This is a genomic window from Pseudoalteromonas sp. MSK9-3 (genome assembly GCF_003590335.1).
Taxonomy (GTDB): Bacteria; Pseudomonadota; Gammaproteobacteria; order Enterobacterales; family Alteromonadaceae; genus Pseudoalteromonas.
In genome coordinates, this window is the sequence record NZ_MIET01000035.1 from 1 (window position 1) to 17,801 (window position 17,801).

A 17,801-nucleotide genomic window follows, 5' to 3' on the forward strand; every position below is an offset into this window, starting at 1 on the left:
TGACCATATGAATAGTCGACTTTCTGTCAGATGGGTCATAAGAACGCCTCAGGGTTTTTCCATCAATGGCAATCACTTGGTTGTCAGTAAGTGTTTCGGTTTCTTTCATCCATTGTACAAAACACTTATGAAGTGCGTCAGGGTTAACACGACTGACAAGACGTGCAATGGTGTCATGAACTGGAATACCGTGTTTAAAAGGGGCATACTGACGCAGCCATTCGAGCTTGCAATGGCCAAAATCTTCAATGTCTTCCCAGCCTTCACAACCAGCAATGATAGCTGCTACGGTAAGAAACAAGACGTCGTGTAAAGGGTAAATTACTTTAATTTTTTGGCGTGGGTCTTCTATTAATTCAAAGTGTTTTGTCAAAACGTTCAGGCTCATAATGGGCGTTACTCAAAAATAGAGTATACGATCATGTTTGACCCATTAAAGCAAGACAGGTTGTGTTAATTGCTTAAAATACACTCATGATCTCACCCTGTGTTTTACACCTTAAACTTATCTAACTGTACCGACTGTTATGGTTAGACAAATCATTGGGAACATAGTAATTATAAGCTAGTACATTGAATAGATATTGTAAGTTTTAAGTACACTCAAAAAATGACGCTAAGTACTCTAATATATTTATCATTTTTTAATTAACTTCCAGACTGAATTTACATGCGTTTGTGAAAATTATCATCTTAGCGTTTCATTTTAGATGGTGAGGTTTGCTTAATGCATATAACCTATCTCACTTTGTGCCCCATAGCGCCACAGAATTTAATACCTAAAATCATATTAATCTAATGTCCGCTTTGGTACTTTTAATCAAATGAGAATTTCTGACTCTATAGGTTCCTGATGAAATTTAGAACAATTCTATTATCTAAAACAGGGCTGATTTTCATCGGTTCGAATGTTACTAGATAAGCCATGTCTAAGGTCTTCTTTCGTATCTTTGTTATCGTTATGGTCGCAAAGTGCAACGTCTGCTTTCTTCTTTAAGTTAAAAATAAAGACAACTGGCCGAATAACGGTTGATGGCACTCAACGGTCTGACAACGTTTGCAATGGACGCAATAATTAACGTCTTGCTGAGAAAATAAACCTGTAACCTTCGAATGACTGCTATGGTGGCTTTTGCGACTGTCAGGCTTAATAGTGCCTGAATTTTAACTGACACCCATTCAAAATTGACGGTTTTTCCTTCATTGCCGAATTTTAACTAACACCCATTCAAAATTGACGGTTTTTCCTTCATTGCCTATCTTTTAAATTCAGCTTAAAAGATAGGCGCTTTCTCTTATGGCCACGGCACGAAAAAGACAAGTGAGTTTAACTGATACCAAATACTACCATTGTATTTCACGGTGTGTTCGCCGTGCGTATTTGTGTGGTGAGGATAAGGTAACAGGGCAATCGTATGAACACAGAAGAGGCTGGATAGAAGACAAACTGCTGGAACTTGCCAAAGTATTTTGTATTGATGTGTGTGCGTATGCGGTGATGAGTAACCATACGCATATTGTGCTTTATGTAGATGATATAAAAGCTAAAAGACTGAGTGATAAAGCGATTATTATCAGATGGCATAAGCTATTTAAAGGCACCATACTGTCTCATAAGTACCTTCAGGATGAGCGTCTAGACTCAGCCCAACGATATTTTTTAAATAAAGACATTGAACAATTTAGAGAACGTTTAGCAAGTATCAGTTGGTTTATGCGGGTACTAAATGAAAGCATTGCCCGTAAAGCGAATAAAGAAGATAACTGTACAGGCAGGTTTTGGGAAGGCCGTTTTAAATCACAAGCCTTACTCGATGAAGCGGCACTGGCAGCCTGTATGGCGTATGTTGATTTAAACCCAATCAGAGCCAAAATGGCTGACACACCCGAAACCTCAGACTACACCAGTGTAAAAACTCGCTGTGAGTATGCCAAAGAGGGCAAACAGCCTAAACACTTGGCACGTTTTGCAGGTAGCCCCCGAAAGCACATGCCGAAAGGTTTACCGTTTGAATTAAAGTCCTACTTAGAACTTGTAGAGTTGACAGGCCGATGTATGCGGGCAGATAAGCGAGGCGCTATAAGCCTAATCAACTCACCAATTCTAGACAGACTCAACATCAGCCCAGAGAACTGGCAAAAACTCACCACCCAATTTACCAAAGTCTTCCATGGTGCTGTAGGTCGCCCTAAGAAGCTAGATAACTATTGCGCGAGCCTAGAAATTAAACGGCGGGCTAATTATAAGCAGTGTGAAAAATTACTGGCTTGACTGCTATACCATCAAGATAATTTCTATATAACCAATACACCATAGCTTGGTGAATTGGCGGTGCCTTTTGGATGCGTATTAGTTCAGTTTTTCCTATCTTTGAGCTTATAGCGCATGTAGTTTATTCGATTTTACTAACTAAACGATCTTTCAGGTTGAACGTGGCCTACCTATTGGCTACAGTTTTTTGAATGGGTGTCACTGTTCATCCCCCTGTGGGTCGGCCTAAAAAGCTTGATAATTATTGCGCGAGCCTAGAAATGAAACGGCGCGCTAATTACACGCAGTGTGAAAAGTTACTGGCCTAATGTTTATACCACCAAGATAATCTCTAGATACCCAATACATCATAGCGTGGCGGCTTAGCTGGCCTTATTGCTGCATATGAGTTTAGTTTCTCCTATCTTTGAGTTTATCGCACATGTAGTTTATTCGATTTTACTAACTAAACGATCTTTCAGGTTGAACGTGGCCTACCTATTGGCTTCAATTTTTTTTAATGGGTGTCACTGTTCATGTTGTATGACAGATTAAAAATTACAATGATATAGATGATCAGCGTTTTTTAAGTAAGGCCAGACTATCGGGGTGACTTTTAGTCGCCTCGAACCGTTTTTATAGTATCTACCGGCTTACATTTTAATTTTTAAATCAATAGTTGTGCAATAAAATGTTGCTCTGACATGTGTTTGGCTTAGCTGTCATTACCAGAGATTACTAAGGTGTTAAATGGCTTTGTTCATTAGGTATAAATAACTCTCTTTATTAATATATACATGGTTTTTTTTGAAAAGCCTTTTAAGCCAATTTGACTGAGTTTTGGGGTTGAAAATGGGTTGTGTACTGTCTAAGGAGAATAGCTGTATAGAGATAAGTGGCACACCCGCGATACATTCACAGATAAACACCATATAGGCAGATTTAAAATCAGCTCTGTTACCAGCCTCGACCATTCTTAAATTTTCATTGGTAAGACTATTGAACATAGCTGGTGCGAAAGAAAGCTCTTGATGTGGAATGTACTGCCCTAATAATTGATGAAAAAGCTTTTGATGGTTTGTGTGATGTAGGTTTTTAGCATCAATGGTTAATGCTAAATCTGATGTCTTTACAAAGTACCCCGTTTTATCGATCAATGTAGATAATGCATGGTAATTAAACAGACTGTATGGCGTGTTAGTTACGGGGTGTTTTGTGGTAGATAGTGTCTTCATCATCGCAGAAAATAGGCTGATCACTTGAGAAAAGGTTTGCACTACAGGCGTTGGCAATGGCTGTGTGGGATCATGATGGGTTGAAAATAAGATATGACCGGTTGCATTAAAGTAGATGTGGCGATGATTTTGGCCTGGGTCAGGGTTTTGCGCAGGAGCACTGCCATTATGATGAAATGATCTGAACCAGTCCAAAGTTGTGTGCTCCTTACTGAGTTGGCTCGGTAATATTTATACCAAGCCTGCCCGTTATTATGTATTTATGATGTGGCAATTGTATATATCTCAGCGCTTTGTGCTACTACACTGCCTGATTTATCAAGTACTTCTATGGTTGATGGCGTTGCTTGTGTACCTGAAACTGTGAAGTTAATAGAGTCTACTCCCCAATTTGCAGAGGTAATGACACCATTACCATCAATTTCGGCGAATCTTAAGGTGCCTTTTTCAGCAGGTAAGAACTGACCTTGAATTTGATAGGTCGTTCCGGTCGATAACGCACTACCAGACTCAATGGCTGCAAATGTTTTTGCATCGATAATATCGTTAATGGTTGGGGTTTGGGTTAGTAAGCCGCTCAACCAATTAATGAGCTCTAGGTAATCAGGGTCAGAATTTATTGAGTCTAAATCTCCAGCATATGATTTGATAAAGGAGGGAGTAACAAACATGTACGTATCTTTATGTAAGGTCCATGTAGTCGAGATAGATGACTCACTAAAACATGGCCCTAGCTTAAGCTGTTGCTTGTTTTGCTCACAATCAGCATATACCACAATGGCACTAACGATTGGCATGCCAAGTAGGTACTCACAAACAAAAACGATGTTACCCACTTTACTGTTTGAGTGGCTTGAGGAACCTGAAAGGTTCAAGCCTTCTTTACCTATCGAAGAGACCATCGCAGATGCAAAACTCATTTCCCCAGCTCCAGTTGCTAAACCGAGTAGTGATTCTAAAAGTTCTTTACTAAAATCGGCACCAAAGCTTTTTGTGTCATATTTTACATCTTCCTCTGTGACGTGAACAAATAACCCAGAGCCACTGATGATATTTTGGAGTGCTTCGTAATTATACAGAGAGTATGGCTTTTTGGTTGTTGGGTTTTTAGTTGTTGTAATTGCACGAGACATACCAGCAAAGAATACAGAGACTTCTGCAAACACTTTTTGCACCGATTCAGACAAGGGGGTATTGGCATCAACAGTACTAGACATCATGATGTTCCCTGTTTCATTAAAAACGTAATACTTCTTTGCTTCGATATTATTGGGATTTTTAACAGCGGGCTTTAGAGGTACAGTGTTCGTAGTGGTTGCCATAATCTTTCCTTTGTATAGAGGTCTATTGCTAGACAATGATGTATCGCCACACAGCGTAGTTAAAACCTTCAATATAGATTAAGAATAAATCGTTAGGAATTACACTACAGCCTGTCTTTGACGATGGGTTAGCTACAACGGCTAGTTTGTACGTTAATTAAAAAGTTAATAGTGAGCTTGATGAGTGTAGCGACAATAGTAAGGAAATGTAATTACGGCACATTACAGAAGGGGGGGAGCTGCGGCTGTGATCACTCAGCCAGCTCAGTCGAAAGGTTATCTTGTGTAGTGGTGTTGTCGACTTGCTCAGCTCTGTCTGCTTTAGACACGTAACGTGGTTTATTACTTTTATGTAATTTTGCATTTGCACGTTTATCTTTCTTTTTAAGCTTTTCGTAAATCTTCTTTTTACGGTTCATTAATGACTCCTCATGTTTAGATTGCGCATTGTATTGTGAATGAGTGAATAATGGAAATTATGACGAGATAATTTTTTATCACGTTCCTTTTTTACGCTTTTATGTGTGTTTTGTGTTTTTTTTGTAATTTATTTTTTACTTTAAGTTGCTGTAAATTCGAATAATTGCAAAAATCTATATGACAGCGGTGTCTTTTGGCTGTTGCTGAATTGTGATCACGGTGTTATGTTTAGTTCCCCTTTCGGGGCATAATTCTAGGGGAAATGATGATTTATAAAAAAAATATACTTGCAGCTGCTGTGCTTTCTGCAACATGTGCAGCTAATGCAAATACAGCACCAACACAAGAACTAACAAAAAAAGATCCACTGACATTTCAACAGTGGCATTTACAAAACACCGGTCAAACTGGCTTTTCTTTATCGGCAGGCCAAGTAGGTGAAGATCTTAATTTAGATTTTTCAGACCGTATGGGCATTAAAGGCCGTGGTATCACAGTATCAGTAATTGATACGGGCGTTGAGATTTCTCATCCTGATCTAGTCAACAACGTTGTACCGGGTTCTAAAAACCTAGTTGACGGCAGTGATTTCCCTACAGATAACCATGGTCATGGTACTGCGGTTGCTGGTTTGATTGCGGCTGAAGAAGGTAATGGCCTTGGTGGACGTGGTGTTGCGCCTTACGCAAATCTAGTTGGCTTTAATTATTTAGATGAGCAATCAGTAGCCTCATGGATGGTATCTCATGGTTTGAATGAAGATTTCCGTGCCCTTGACCGCTTTACAGACCCTCGCGTATTTAACCAAAGTTATGGTAGTACGCCATCAGCACCGATTAACGGTACTTTAGCAAACAACCCGCGCTTTGCGCTAGAAGAGCAAGTAATGCAAGACATTACACTCGATAGCCATTGGGGCCGCGGTGCGGTATATGTTAAATCTGCGGGTAATTCATTTAGAAATTACAATGGATATATTCAAGGTACACGCTTTTTAGTTTTACCTTATGAGAATGATCAGTTCTTTAATAACCAAGGACTGCCATTCCATGATGCGAATATTACCTTAGACAATACAACAAATTGGAATCTTGTCGTTTCAGCGCTTAATGCTGATGGTAAGTTGTCTTCATATTCTTCAGTTGGTGCAAACGTGTTCTTATCAGCGCCAGGTGGTGAGTATGGACAAGATAGACCTGCAATGGTTACTGTTGACTTAACGGGCTGTGATAAAGGTAGTAATATTACTGGTGCACACAAAAATGCGTTACATGGTGGTGCTGAACTAGACCCTAATTGTGACTATCGTGGCACAATGAATGGTACATCATCAGCTGCACCAAATGCATCGGGCGCAATTGCAACTGTGATGTCTGCAAACCCTGCGCTTGATGCTCGTACTGTGCGTCATATTCTAGCCTCAACGGCACGTAAAACTGACCCAACACATGCTGGTGTATCAATTAACTTTGAATCAGCAACTGGCGAACAAGTTAACTACGATGCAATCCCTGCATGGCAAACAAATGCAGCAGGGTATAACTTCCATAACTTTTATGGCTTAGGTGCATTTAACATTGATGATGCTGTATATAAAGCATTGTTTACAGGCGTTTCATTACCTGAGCTGCAAACAACTCAGTGGCAGTTACAAGAAGCGAATGTTGCCATCCCAGATGCAAGCCTAGCGGGTGCACAAAGCACAACTGTGGTTGAAGAAAACTTAACGATTGAAGCGGTTCAGTTGAAATTGAACGTTGACCATGAGCGTTTACGTGATATTGCAGTAGAGCTCACTTCACCATCAGGTACTCGTAGTGTGGTATTAAGCGCACGAACTGGTTTCTTAAATGGTACAGATGGTGGTTTTACCGATACTGTTATGCTTAGTCACCACTTCTATGGTGAACAATCTCAAGGTAACTGGACAATTAAAGTAATTGATACAGATAAAGGTACAAGTAGTACTTTAATCTATAACCAAAATATTGGTTTGTTCAGAACGAATACTGCTAACAATACCGTAGATGGCGTATTGAAAGATTGGTCTTTAAGAATTTATGGTCACTAAGAGGTAGATGCATATGAAACAACTATTAGTAATTGCTGCAATGACAGCATCTTCAGTGGCATTAGCAAACACTGCCGTGTCAAATGAAGAATTGGCTCAGCATTCTGTGCAAGATGTTAGTGTTCTACTAGCAGAAGGTGGCCAATTTGGCACTGTCAATGACGGTCAAAGTGTTGAGAAAGGTCAGATCATCGTAGGTGAAAATGGCTTAAGTGCTTACAAAGCAACGGGTGAAGTGATCATTGAGCTAGCGACATTTGCAGATGCAGATAAAGTGGCTGCAGCACATGGTCTGACGCTTAAACAAGCGTATAAATCATTCTATGTTGTGACGTCTTCACAGACGAACTTGACTGAAGTGGTAAATACACTGCGTCAACAAGGTACGGTTATTTCAGCTGACCTTGGCTTAATTGACTTAGGTACTAAGGTTAATTAATTCATTGATAATTAAAGGCTTAAGATATATATCTTAAGCCTTTTAATATTTTAGTTACTTTTTAATACGACAATACTATTTCTATTTATAGCTTTCCTTTCATTTTCTCGTTATTTCTTCAATTGCCCCCAATATGCTTACCAGTATGTTAATTAGTTTTTTATATACAATAATTTTAATGCTGTGTTGGTGAGTAAATATGCAAAAACTAATCGTAAAATAAACATGAATATGTAATTTTTGCGTTTTTATGTTTTGTTAATTTTTTGACTTCTTAATCTTTTATAATATTTTTCTTTTCTTTATTCTTTTTTTATATATGATCCCGCTCCTAAAAAATTTGAATTAGTAATTTGGAGTTGTGCGTTATTTATGAATATTAGGGATATGTCTATTGCAAAGCAGGTAGTAACCAGTTTTACACTTGTATTTATTGTGGTTGCTGTACTATGTGCATTAACGTTTTCTGGTGTAAGAAGCTTGAGCCTCGATGTTGAATCTATTGTAAAAACGAGTATTCCGTCACTTGAGTTGGTAAAAGAACTTCAGCTGGATTTAACGACCGCAAGAAAAGATGAATTTCTGATTGTCACGAATGTAAATCATCCTGACTTTAAACTTTGGATTAAAAACCTCCATGAGTTGAAGCGACAGATCGCAGGTAAAATTAATAGGTACGAACAATTACACACCTCACATGCTGAACAACAGGTATTTTTAGCATTTAAGCGTGCGTGGCGCAGTCACCAAAATGAAACTCAATCGTACAATAGCTTATTAAATCACCAAAAATTTGATCAAGCGACCACGCTCATACTGGAGAGTTTCGCGACTTATAGTTTGGCGATTTCTGAGTTAAATGACTTGGCAGAATTAACCAAAGAAAATGTAGAGTTAGCAGAAAGTTCAGCACTCAATACTTTATCTCATACCACAATGACCATAATTGTATGTTCAATTATTACACTACTTTTGGTGGTGATATGTTGTATTACATTAAATAATGTTATTCGCCGGCCTTTAGCGCAAGCTGTTGATTTGGCTCAAACAATAGCAAAAGGTGATTTACGAAGTGACGGCCAAACACGTCAATTTGGTAACAATGAATTTGAACGGTTGTTGTGTGCTTTAACGCAAATGCGTGATCAGCTAAATAGCTTAGTTAATGGTATTAATGACTCTGCAATTCAATTGACCACGGCGGTGGAAGAAGTGAGCATGGTATCAAAGCATAATGCCAGTGGCATGACTGCGCAGCAATCAGAATTAACCTCAGTAGCATCAGCTATGACACAAATGCAGGCTGCAGTTGCAGAGGTGGCTAACAATACTGAAGCGGGAGCTGAGTCCGCCAATTTAGCTAATACACAAGCCCGTCAAGGCAGCATGGCTCTGGCAGATAACATTACGCATATTATGACAGTGGCGGATGCTGTGGAAATGGCAGATAAATTAGTTAATGAACTTGAAAAAGATTCGCAAAATATCAATATGGTGGTAGATGTTATTCGAGAAATTGCTGAACAAACCAACTTATTGGCGTTAAATGCCGCGATTGAAGCAGCTCGTGCGGGTGAGCAGGGCCGAGGCTTTGCCGTTGTGGCCGATGAGGTACGTTCATTGGCTAAGCGTACTCAAGAATCTACAACACAAATTATTGAAATAGTGAATGAATTACAGTCTAAATCGAAAGAGGCTGGCAGTGCGACGCGCTTGTGTCAAGATGGCATTTCAAACTGTGTGACCCACACCAATAAAGCAAGCGAATTAATTGGCGACATTGAACAAGAAATAGATCGTATAGCGGGAATGAGTGGTCAAATAGCGACTGCCTGTAATCAACAAAGGGTTGTTTCTGAAGAGCTTAATAAGAATGTTGAAAATATTAACATGGCAGGTGCCGAAATGACGGAAGGAGCAGGGCAAACTTCAATCGCCTGTAATGAAATAAGCCAATTGGCGCATGACTTAAAAGGCAGTGTAGAGCAGTTTGAATTGCGTTAAATTTGTGCCTAAATAATTATTATATTCATATAAAACAATGTGTTTAGTGAATCTCCACTGAGCACATTGTCTTTTTATTCTCGGCGCCAGTGCTTTTAATTAGAGCTTAATTAAGCATTATCAATACTTATCCCTTCAGCTTCTAATACGGTTTTTGCATTAGCACGTTCTATGATTTTTAGTAATGTAGTTTGAATCGTTTCATCTTTTTTTGCATCCATATCACTTGAAAACGTTTGAGTTTGTGGTAGTGCGCCCGCTTCACTGATAAATTCCACGACGACTTTGTTAGCAAGTGCAGTTGATTGCCCATAATATGCGAGTGAAATTTGTGGATATCCTTGAAATCCATTTTTAACTTTTTTGGCAATACGTTTTGTTGATTTATCTAAATTCATCACTTTTACTCATAAAAATAAATATATAGAATTTAGTTTATAAACTCTAAAATATACATTGTGTTTAATTATAACGTTTAATGTACGCTATGTGAGTTAATCATTACAGGGTTTTATTTTAACGACTTATTGCCCGATACCGTATAAGAGCGTTTTCAGTGCGCTTATAGGGCATCATTTTGCCTCTAAGAAGTTGTTGGTCAGCTCTGCGCTTTATAGTTTGGGCTCAGTTGTGAAGGCAGACGTGGTTTTTTTACCACTAAATAGACTGCAAGTGCGGCACAGATAAAACCACAGATACCATATATATCAAATGTTTCGTCAAAAGCGACCCATGCTTGCAATGCAGTGACTGGGGGGACTAAATAAAAGACGGATGCTACCTTTTCAGACTCGCCTTCTTTGACCATATATAAAAGTAGTAGGATTGCTGCAACCGAGAGCACCAATACTAACCAAATGAGTGTGGCAATAAATTCAGTTGTCCACTGTACTTGCATCGTTTCAAATGAGAATGCCCAAGTTATGAATAAGGCACTCGCAGCGACGTATTGCACCATGGTACCGGCGACTGACCGACAGTTTGAGCACTGTATTCGCTTTAGTCTGGCTAATTTTCATGACACGATACTGTGGCGTGACGCCATCTCTGAATTAGCCGAAATAATTGCATTACAACTTAAATGATTGGTCATTAATCGCATAGTTTTGTATATTGCATACACTAAATGGTATTGCTAATCCAGCTTCCACTCATTGACTAAAACACAATATAATGACGGTGCTAAAAACAATAAAAATCTCAGTGCATTCGTTATCTTAAGGGCCTTATTTATGATCAAAAAAAGCTTACTATCACTGACTGTTATTGCCGTTCTCGCTGGTTGTTCGAGTGAACGCAATTCGTCACTATCCAGTAGTGGTTCTGAACAAGTCATAAGCCGTGCAACTGTTGATACCGTTGTAACGCAATACACGCGTGACTTCATTGGGCATCAACCTGGGCTTGCGACATCACTTAAACTGACAGATGAGCAATATGGGCGTTATTCTGATCGGTTGCCAAATTACTCTGTTGCCGGTATGCAAGCGTTACAAATTGATATGAATAAAGCGGCAGAACAGCTTAAACAGCTGCAAAGTGAAAATTTATCGCCAAGTGATAGATTACATGTGAGTGTTAATGAAGTTATAGCGCGCTACTATGCAGGGGATGCAAAGTTTAGTGGGGGTTATATTGATACTTGGGGTGGGCATTTACCTTACATTATAAATCAATTAGCAGGCCCTTTGGTTGAGACCCCAAATATTTTAAAAGAGCAGCATGGGATCAGTAACGCATCTCAGGCAACAGACTATATAAAGCGCCTTTCAGCGTTCGCTGTGTTAACCGATCAAGTAAGAGAGAAAGCGCTGGCGGATGCAGATAAAGGCATTATTTTACCTAAGCCACTATTTGCAAATACCTTTGGTTATTTGAATAACTTTATTGCGCCCACATCTGGTCAGCATCCATTGGTTACGTCGTTAGCTGTGAAGTTAGAAGGTGCACAAGGGATTGATGAACCTGCTAAGGCTGTATTGGTTAAAAAAGCACAGCGTATTGTGGAGCAAGAGATTTACCCTGCCTTTAGCCGTGTAATTAACACGATGAAAGAATTAGAAAACAAAGCTCCCACTGAGGTTGGTATTTGGGCACAACCTAATGGAGAGGAATTTTACCAGCATGAAATAACCTATCTGGCCGATTCGACGATGACCGCTGAACAAATACATGAGATTGGTCTTCAAGAGGTATCACGTATTACTCAGCGTATGGATGAGATTTTAAAAGAGAATGGTTATCGCGAAGGCTCTGTGAGTGAGCGAATGCAAAAGTTAAATGATGAACCACGCTTTTTATTCGCGGACTCGGATGAAGGCCGAGAAAAGTTACTGACTTTTTTACGGGGGGAGATTGCAACAATTAACGAAAAGGCCCCGAATTTGTTCTCTACCCTGCCACCACAAGAAGTAGAAGTAAAACGGATTCCAAAAGAAGTTGAAGCGGGAGCACCCGGTGGCTATTACTATGGTCCCTCATTAGATGGGAGCCGCCCTGGGGTATTTGCTATAAACCTAAAAGATATGAAAGCGGTGCCAAGTTTTGGTTTAAAAACGCTGACTTACCATGAAGCAGTGCCTGGTCATCATTTCCAAATTGCCTTAAATATGTTACAAACCGATATTGGCTTAATGCGTCAAAATGCCTCGTTTAATGCATATATAGAAGGGTGGGCGCTTTACTCTGAGTTAGTTGCGTATGAGATGGGAATGTATGAAAACGACCCGTTTGGTGATTTAGGGCGATTACAAGCTGAAGCATACCGCGCTGCGCGTTTGGTGGTAGATACCGGCCTTCATTATAAGAAATGGACGCGTCAGCAGGCAATCGAATACTTTGCGCAAGCGACGGGCTCTGCGATGAGTGATGTAACCTCTGCGATTGACCGTTATATCGCATGGCCAGGCCAAGCACTTGGCTATAAGCTCGGGATGCTAAAATTGGTTGAACTACGCAATATGGCACAAAATGCGTTAGGTGAGCAGTTTGATATAAAAGCGTTTCATGACGTCATCTTACTAAAAGGTGCACGGCCATTGGCCATTGTCGAAGCTGACGTGCAGCAGTGGATAAAGACGCAAAAATAGATAATCAATACGGTCATTGTTAACGGGGGCTTAGCCCCCATTTTTATTGAAGGGAACCAAGTGAAAATACTTTCTTTATGTGCGATATCGCTGATTGCGTGCAGTGTGCAGGCAACGTTACAAGACACCAGTAAAAGGGTTGCCGATTACGCAGTAGACACCTATCAACAGGCTCAGATCCATACCTTGTCGAATATGGTGTCGTTTCCAACCGTTAATGAGTCTGGCATTAACACGCCTGATAATCCGCATTTTATTGGCTTTAAACAATTATTAAAAATGAAAGCCGCAGAGCTGGGGTTAGACTACCAAGATTTGGGCTACACGGTATTAATTGGGCTCGGTCAGCAAGGTGAAAAAGTAACCGTTGTGACACATGGCGATGTGCAACCTGCAGATCCTAAAAAGTGGCAAAAGAGCCCGTATATCTTGGATATGACATCTGAACCTGGCAAGCTGATTGCGCGGGGGACTGAAGATGACAAAGGCCCAATTGCGACGGCGTTGTATGCGATGAAGGCAATAAAAGACCAAGGTCTTGTACTCGAAAACCGCATAGAGTTAATGATCTATTTAGCTGAAGAGTCTGATTGGGCACCTCTTAAAGCGTTTATGAAAACTTATGAACAGCCAAAGTATGCCATTACGATTGATGCCAGTTACCCTGTGGTGGTTGCAGAAAAAGGTTGGAGTTTAGTTGCACCGACCTTTGATGCATCTTCTGCGCAAACCGATATGTATGTATCACAGCTCAAAGGTGGGGCATTTAAAAGCCAAATTCCCGAAGATGCCAGTGTGATTGTACACAATGCCAGCAACGAAATAATGGCACAAATAAAAGCAAAAGCGGCTGAGCTAAGTACGGCTAAGTTCGAGTTTATACCTGTGGATGGTGGAGTGAAGGTACTCAGCAAGGGCGTCTCTGCTCACTCTTCAGAGCCTGCTTCTGGGGTTAATGCCATTACGCATTTGGCTGCGTTGTTTAGCGAGTTTAAGCTTGAAAAGAACAGTGATGGGCAAGCAATTACTTTTATTAACCAGTTAATTGGCTTGGACTTACATGGTAAGCAGTTTGGTGAGATTGCTTATAAGCATGACTTTATGGGGCCGATGACAGTGTCACCAACTGTGATAGAACGTAAAGGTACAGCCATTGAACTGGCGATTAATTTACGTCGACCCGTTGGCAAAGAGGCTGTTGAATTATCAGAGCAAATTAATACGGCGCTAACTCAGTGGCAAAAGCAACATGGTGTAACGCTTGCAAATATAGAAGTGTCATTGGGTGAACCTATGCTACTAGATAACGCACCGCATGCACAAAAGTTACTCGATATATTCAAGCACTATACGCGTGATGAAGAGGCGGGGTTTGTCTCTATTGGTGGCGGCACCAATGCTAAGTTATTTGATAACGCGGTCAGCTTTGGTCCATCTATGCCCGGCAAAAAATACACCGGTCATTCTGAGCATGAATATTTAACGATTGAACAGATCGAACTGAATTTGCGTATGTACACCGCGATGATGATTGAACTGGGTAATATGTAAGCGGCCGCTTAAGTAGTCGCTACGTTTTGATGCGTTTATATCAACAATGGCGAAGCTTTATACTGTGAAGCCCGTATCAATACATGCGGGCTTTGCTATTTTATGACTCAAAGTCATTCACACTGTAATTCACTGTAATACCAAAATGACACTTTACTTGCTAAAACCATAAAATGCATAGGGGTTTAATACACTATTGGCTATGTATTTTTAAGCAGCAGGAGCTAAGTATGTCAAATTCAGCAAGTGAACAACAACCGTCTCAAAGAGTACTCAAAAAAGCAACGGGATCAGAAGAAGCGTTAGGGCCTTTTACTCACCTTCCCGGCGTATGGAAAAATACCGGACAATTTAGTGGGCATGGGTGGAATATGATAGCCCTTCCTTTTCCGACTGGTGAACTTGATTATCGACTTCTAAATAATCAATATAATGAAACGCTTACCTTTCAATTAGTTGATAAAAACGTGCCAAATAGGGGCATGAATGGCGACCAAGAAGTAGAAACAATCGATTATGTGCAGCAGATAGAGCAAATTTCTGCTGCTGACTTTCCTGATTCAGGGCTTGCTGGCGGCGCAGGGCTTGCTATTCATCATGAACCTGGATTGTGGTTATACATGAAAAATCACACCAAAGATGACCTAAATATTGCCCGCCTTTCAAGTATTCCTCATGGGGATTCATTAATGGCTTTGGGGAAAAGCGCACAGAGCCAAACTGGGTTTGAAATACCGAAAGTAAGTGGTTTACCTATTGGTGTGGATCAAAACTTAGAAGCTAACCCTTATTTAAAACCTTACCTGCATTTTCACAATAACTTATTTGAAAATGTATTTGACCCAACGCAGCCCAATGAATTACTGAATAAAGCAATTTTACCTTTTTTTCAGCAAGGTAAAATCGCCAATGTAACGCAACTAAAAGTGGACTCAACATTAGCTTCTGGGGGAGTGAATAATATCCCTTTTGTGGTTCGCCAAGCCAATGCGGAGCAAGTTGAAGCGACGTTGTGGATATATGAATTAACAGAAAAACACCCCAATGGAGAGCCTAAGATGTTATTACAATACTCGCAAATTGTGATGCTGGATTTCTTTGAACGCAAGGGGGAGCAAGGCTTAATTCAATGGCCTCATGTTAGTATTAATACGCTTGAAAAACAGCCTACAAGTTAACCTATTAAGATTGAGGTTCTTTATATTTGTGTGTTTGTAAATATAAAGAACACGTTAGCTGTGAAGTGAGTGTGCGTAATCATTTAATAAACACACGGTGTGATAAATTATACGTGGCAAAACATCAGGCACTTCTCTTAGAGCAGAGCTGGCTCAAGATGATTTAAAACGTTAGACTTAATAGGCTTAAATATTTTCACTTAAGGCCTGAAATGACCATTAATATACAATCGGATTAGTTTTGTCTCTGATATTTCACAGCTTATTGCGCATGCAAAACAGCGAGCTGCGATCGCAGTGAATAATGAGTTGACGCTGTTATATTGGCATGTTGGGCAGCGAATTAATCAAGAAGTGCTCGGTGGGCAGCGGGCAGATTATGGTAAGCAGGTGGTGTCTAAATTATCCAAGTCCCTCACTGCGGAGTATGGCCGAGGTTGGAGCCAACGCAATTTACTACAGATGGTTAAATTTTATGATGTGTTTGCTGATTTATCAATTGTGCAGACACTGTCTGCACAATTGAGTTGGAGCCATTTTGTTATCTTAAGTAGCATTGATGAACCGCTAAAGCGGGATTTTTATACCACGATGGCAGTACAAGAGAGATGGTCGACTCGTACACTGGATGAACGCATTGGTGCTGTCATGTTTGAGCGCACCGCTATAGCCAAGAAGCCTGATGCAGCAATATCTGCAGAGTTAGCAGAATTAAGATCGTCAGGAGAATTTAATCAGGCCCTGGTTTTAAAAGATCCTTATATGTTGGACTTTTTAGAATTGAATGATCGGTATTTGGAAAAAGATCTAGAAGATGCGATTTTACGCGATATAGAGCAGTTTTTGCTAGAGCTGGGCTCAGGGTTTACCTTTATCGCACGACAAAAGCGCATTCAGATAGATAATGATGATTTTTATATTGATTTATTGTTTTATAACCGAAAGTTAAAGCGGTTAGTGGCGATCGATTTGAAGCTCGAAAAATTTAAGCACAGCCATAAAAGTCAAATGGAGCTGTATTTGAGCTGGCTCAATAAATATGAAGTAGAGGAAGATGAAAACCCCCCTTTAGGGATCATTCTGTGCACCAGTAAAAAGCAAGAGCAGATCGAACTACTAGGTTTAGACAAAGGCGATATTCATGTGGCGGAGTATTTGACCAACTTGGTATCTATGGAGCAGTTGGAACAGCGTCTCCATCATTCTATAGCCAAAGCAAAACAGCGTTTAGATTTACACCATAAAGATACATAGAAAACGCCAAACTTGTTGCTCTTATAAGAGCTATCAGCTTGTTTAAGATCGGGTAAACATACTATGATGGGTTTTCTATTAAGCGGACTGGGTATTTGGGCAAGCATGGATCCCAAACACCTCGTCCCTCGGTTTTGGGATGACGGCAGGGTGGGGTTAAGCTTTAGTGTAAGCTCATGCAGTTTCGTTGTTTTTGCTTTTGTATCTAAGTGAATTTTCCAATAGGGCCCAGCTTTACACGCGGCTATACTCTAAACTGATTCGTCGTCCTGAAAAGTGAGGCACGAGCTTGTTCAGGATCCAAAAGCCTTCACTCCCCCTTTTTGAGAGAAGCGGGGGTTAAGCCAAATATGGATCCCAAACACCTCGTTCTTCGGTTTTGGGATGACGGCGGGGTGGGTTTAAGCTTTAGTGTAAGCTCATGCAGTTTCGTTGTTTTGCCTTCGTATTTAAGTGCATCTTCCAGTGTGGCTCAGTTTGGCACGTGGCTATATTCTAAACTAATTCGTCGTCCTGAAAAGTGAGGCACGAGCTTGTTCAGGATCCAGTAAATGTAACCCTGTAACTTTTATAAAGAGCGACGCGAGTGTTAGGCTAAATATGGAGTCCAAACACCTCGTTCCTCGATTTTGGGATGACGGCGGGGTGGGCTTAAGCTTAAGTGCAAGCTCATATAGTTTCGTTGTTTTGCCTTCGTATTTAAGTGCATTTTCCAGTGTGGCTCAGTTTGGCACGTGGCTATATTCTAAACTAATTCGTCGTCCTGAAAAGTGAGGCACGAGCTTGTTCAGGATCCAGAAGCCTTCACACTCCCTTTTTGAGAGAAGCGGGGATTAAGCCAAATATGGATCCCAAACACCTAGCCCCTTGATTTTAGGGTGACGGCGGGGTGGGTTTAAATTTAAGCTCATCTTAATACATATGCATACTCACAAAATCATCTTCAACCGAATTGCTGCAATAATAAAAAACGGTGCTAAATAGCAC

At 40.3% G+C, this 17,801-nt stretch carries 16 protein-coding genes; 10 read left to right on the forward strand and 6 right to left on the reverse strand.

What is annotated here, in order from left to right; translation table 11 throughout:
* The coding region (locus BGP78_RS16695; protein ID WP_119862440.1) for an ISAs1 family transposase at positions 1-388 on the reverse strand (388 nt) is incomplete at its 3' end.
* A gap of 909 nt (positions 389-1,297) precedes the next feature.
* On the opposite strand from BGP78_RS16695, the gene BGP78_RS16700 reads away from it, so the two are divergent.
* Complete coding sequence (locus tag BGP78_RS16700; RefSeq protein ID WP_119862441.1) at positions 1,298-2,272, forward strand: transposase; 975 nt, start codon at positions 1,298-1,300, stop codon at positions 2,270-2,272.
* Between the two features lie 725 nt (positions 2,273-2,997).
* On the opposite strand, the gene BGP78_RS16705 is transcribed toward BGP78_RS16700, so the two are convergent.
* From BGP78_RS16705 to BGP78_RS16715, 3 genes are all read right to left on the reverse strand, one after another.
* Entirely contained in the window at positions 2,998-3,681 is a 684-nt protein-coding gene (locus tag BGP78_RS16705; protein WP_119862442.1) for a hypothetical protein, read from the reverse strand.
* A 65-nt stretch (positions 3,682-3,746) separates the two neighbouring features.
* Positions 3,747-4,808 carry a hypothetical protein gene (locus tag BGP78_RS16710; RefSeq protein WP_119862443.1) on the reverse strand — a complete coding sequence of 354 codons (1,062 nt, stop codon included), beginning with the start codon at positions 4,806-4,808 and terminating at the stop codon, positions 3,747-3,749.
* 251 nt (positions 4,809-5,059) lie between these two features.
* Positions 5,060-5,227, reverse strand: coding sequence for a DUF2986 domain-containing protein (locus tag BGP78_RS16715; protein WP_119862444.1), 168 nt, complete (start codon positions 5,225-5,227; stop codon positions 5,060-5,062).
* 266 nt (positions 5,228-5,493) lie between these two features.
* Here BGP78_RS16715 and BGP78_RS16720 point away from each other — a divergent pair, with 266 nt between their 5' ends.
* The 3 genes from BGP78_RS16720 to BGP78_RS16730 all read left to right on the forward strand — a co-directional run bounded on the left by BGP78_RS16720 (position 5,494) and on the right by BGP78_RS16730 (position 9,742).
* Positions 5,494-7,299: a S8 family serine peptidase gene (locus BGP78_RS16720; protein ID WP_119862445.1), complete on the forward strand. Its 1,806-nt coding sequence runs from the start codon at positions 5,494-5,496 to the stop codon at positions 7,297-7,299.
* Between the two features lie 13 nt (positions 7,300-7,312).
* On the forward strand, positions 7,313-7,738 hold the full coding sequence (locus BGP78_RS16725; RefSeq protein WP_119862541.1) for a hypothetical protein: 426 nt from the start codon (positions 7,313-7,315) through the stop codon (positions 7,736-7,738).
* A gap of 372 nt (positions 7,739-8,110) precedes the next feature.
* Positions 8,111-9,742 carry a methyl-accepting chemotaxis protein gene (locus tag BGP78_RS16730; protein WP_182912306.1) on the forward strand — a complete coding sequence of 544 codons (1,632 nt, stop codon included), beginning with the start codon at positions 8,111-8,113 and terminating at the stop codon, positions 9,740-9,742.
* A gap of 110 nt (positions 9,743-9,852) precedes the next feature.
* On the opposite strand, the gene BGP78_RS16735 is transcribed toward BGP78_RS16730, so the two are convergent.
* Together BGP78_RS16735 and BGP78_RS16740 are read right to left on the reverse strand one after the other, a co-directional pair.
* Entirely contained in the window at positions 9,853-10,140 is a 288-nt protein-coding gene (locus BGP78_RS16735) for a hypothetical protein (RefSeq protein WP_119862447.1), read from the reverse strand.
* A 200-nt stretch (positions 10,141-10,340) separates the two neighbouring features.
* Positions 10,341-10,700 carry a DMT family transporter gene (locus BGP78_RS16740; RefSeq protein WP_259386357.1) on the reverse strand — a complete coding sequence of 120 codons (360 nt, stop codon included), beginning with the start codon at positions 10,698-10,700 and terminating at the stop codon, positions 10,341-10,343.
* Here BGP78_RS16740 and BGP78_RS22695 point away from each other — a divergent pair.
* The 6 genes from BGP78_RS22695 (at position 10,666) to BGP78_RS22700 (ending at position 17,588) form a co-directional block, all read left to right on the forward strand.
* On the forward strand, positions 10,666-10,827 hold the full coding sequence (locus BGP78_RS22695; protein ID WP_182912314.1) for a hypothetical protein: 162 nt from the start codon (positions 10,666-10,668) through the stop codon (positions 10,825-10,827). The two genes, BGP78_RS16740 and BGP78_RS22695, sit on opposite strands and share 35 nt — an antisense overlap.
* Positions 10,828-10,974: 147 nt before the next feature.
* Positions 10,975-12,831 carry a DUF885 family protein gene (locus tag BGP78_RS16745; protein ID WP_119862448.1) on the forward strand — a complete coding sequence of 619 codons (1,857 nt, stop codon included), beginning with the start codon at positions 10,975-10,977 and terminating at the stop codon, positions 12,829-12,831.
* Positions 12,832-12,891: 60 nt separating this feature from the next.
* Positions 12,892-14,382, forward strand: coding sequence for a dipeptidase (locus BGP78_RS16750; RefSeq protein WP_119862449.1), 1,491 nt, complete (start codon positions 12,892-12,894; stop codon positions 14,380-14,382).
* Positions 14,383-14,612: 230 nt separating this feature from the next.
* Positions 14,613-15,560 (forward strand): heme-binding protein, encoded by a 948-nt coding sequence (locus tag BGP78_RS16755; protein WP_119862450.1) that lies wholly within the window; start codon positions 14,613-14,615, stop codon positions 15,558-15,560.
* Between the two features lie 297 nt (positions 15,561-15,857).
* Positions 15,858-16,814 carry a YhcG family protein gene (locus tag BGP78_RS16760; protein ID WP_404936054.1) on the forward strand — a complete coding sequence of 319 codons (957 nt, stop codon included), beginning with the start codon at positions 15,858-15,860 and terminating at the stop codon, positions 16,812-16,814.
* Between the two features lie 600 nt (positions 16,815-17,414).
* Positions 17,415-17,588: a hypothetical protein gene (locus BGP78_RS22700; RefSeq protein ID WP_182912307.1), complete on the forward strand. Its 174-nt coding sequence runs from the start codon at positions 17,415-17,417 to the stop codon at positions 17,586-17,588.
* Positions 17,589-17,801 lie beyond the last annotated feature (213 nt).

Excerpts from the sequence above, each read along its gene's own strand:
- BGP78_RS16715 (WP_119862444.1), bottom strand. The coding sequence starts at position 5,227 with ATGAACCGTAAAAAGAAGATTTACGAAAAGCTTAAAAAGAAAGATAAA.
- BGP78_RS16730 (WP_182912306.1), top strand. The coding sequence starts at position 8,111 with ATGAATATTAGGGATATGTCTATTGCAAAGCAGGTAGTAACCAGTTTT.
- BGP78_RS16735 (WP_119862447.1), bottom strand. The coding sequence starts at position 10,140 with ATGAATTTAGATAAATCAACAAAACGTATTGCCAAAAAAGTTAAAAAT.
- BGP78_RS22695 (WP_182912314.1), top strand. The coding sequence starts at position 10,666 with ATGAATAAGGCACTCGCAGCGACGTATTGCACCATGGTACCGGCGACT.
- BGP78_RS16720 (WP_119862445.1), top strand. The coding sequence starts at position 5,494 with ATGATTTATAAAAAAAATATACTTGCAGCTGCTGTGCTTTCTGCAACA.
- BGP78_RS16700 (WP_119862441.1), top strand. The coding sequence starts at position 1,298 with ATGGCCACGGCACGAAAAAGACAAGTGAGTTTAACTGATACCAAATAC.
- BGP78_RS16725 (WP_119862541.1), top strand. The coding sequence starts at position 7,313 with ATGAAACAACTATTAGTAATTGCTGCAATGACAGCATCTTCAGTGGCA.
- BGP78_RS16710 (WP_119862443.1), bottom strand. The coding sequence starts at position 4,808 with ATGGCAACCACTACGAACACTGTACCTCTAAAGCCCGCTGTTAAAAAT.
- BGP78_RS22700 (WP_182912307.1), top strand. The coding sequence starts at position 17,415 with ATGGAGTCCAAACACCTCGTTCCTCGATTTTGGGATGACGGCGGGGTG.
- BGP78_RS16755 (WP_119862450.1), top strand. The coding sequence starts at position 14,613 with ATGTCAAATTCAGCAAGTGAACAACAACCGTCTCAAAGAGTACTCAAA.
- BGP78_RS16740 (WP_259386357.1), bottom strand. The coding sequence starts at position 10,700 with ATGGTGCAATACGTCGCTGCGAGTGCCTTATTCATAACTTGGGCATTC.
- BGP78_RS16745 (WP_119862448.1), top strand. The coding sequence starts at position 10,975 with ATGATCAAAAAAAGCTTACTATCACTGACTGTTATTGCCGTTCTCGCT.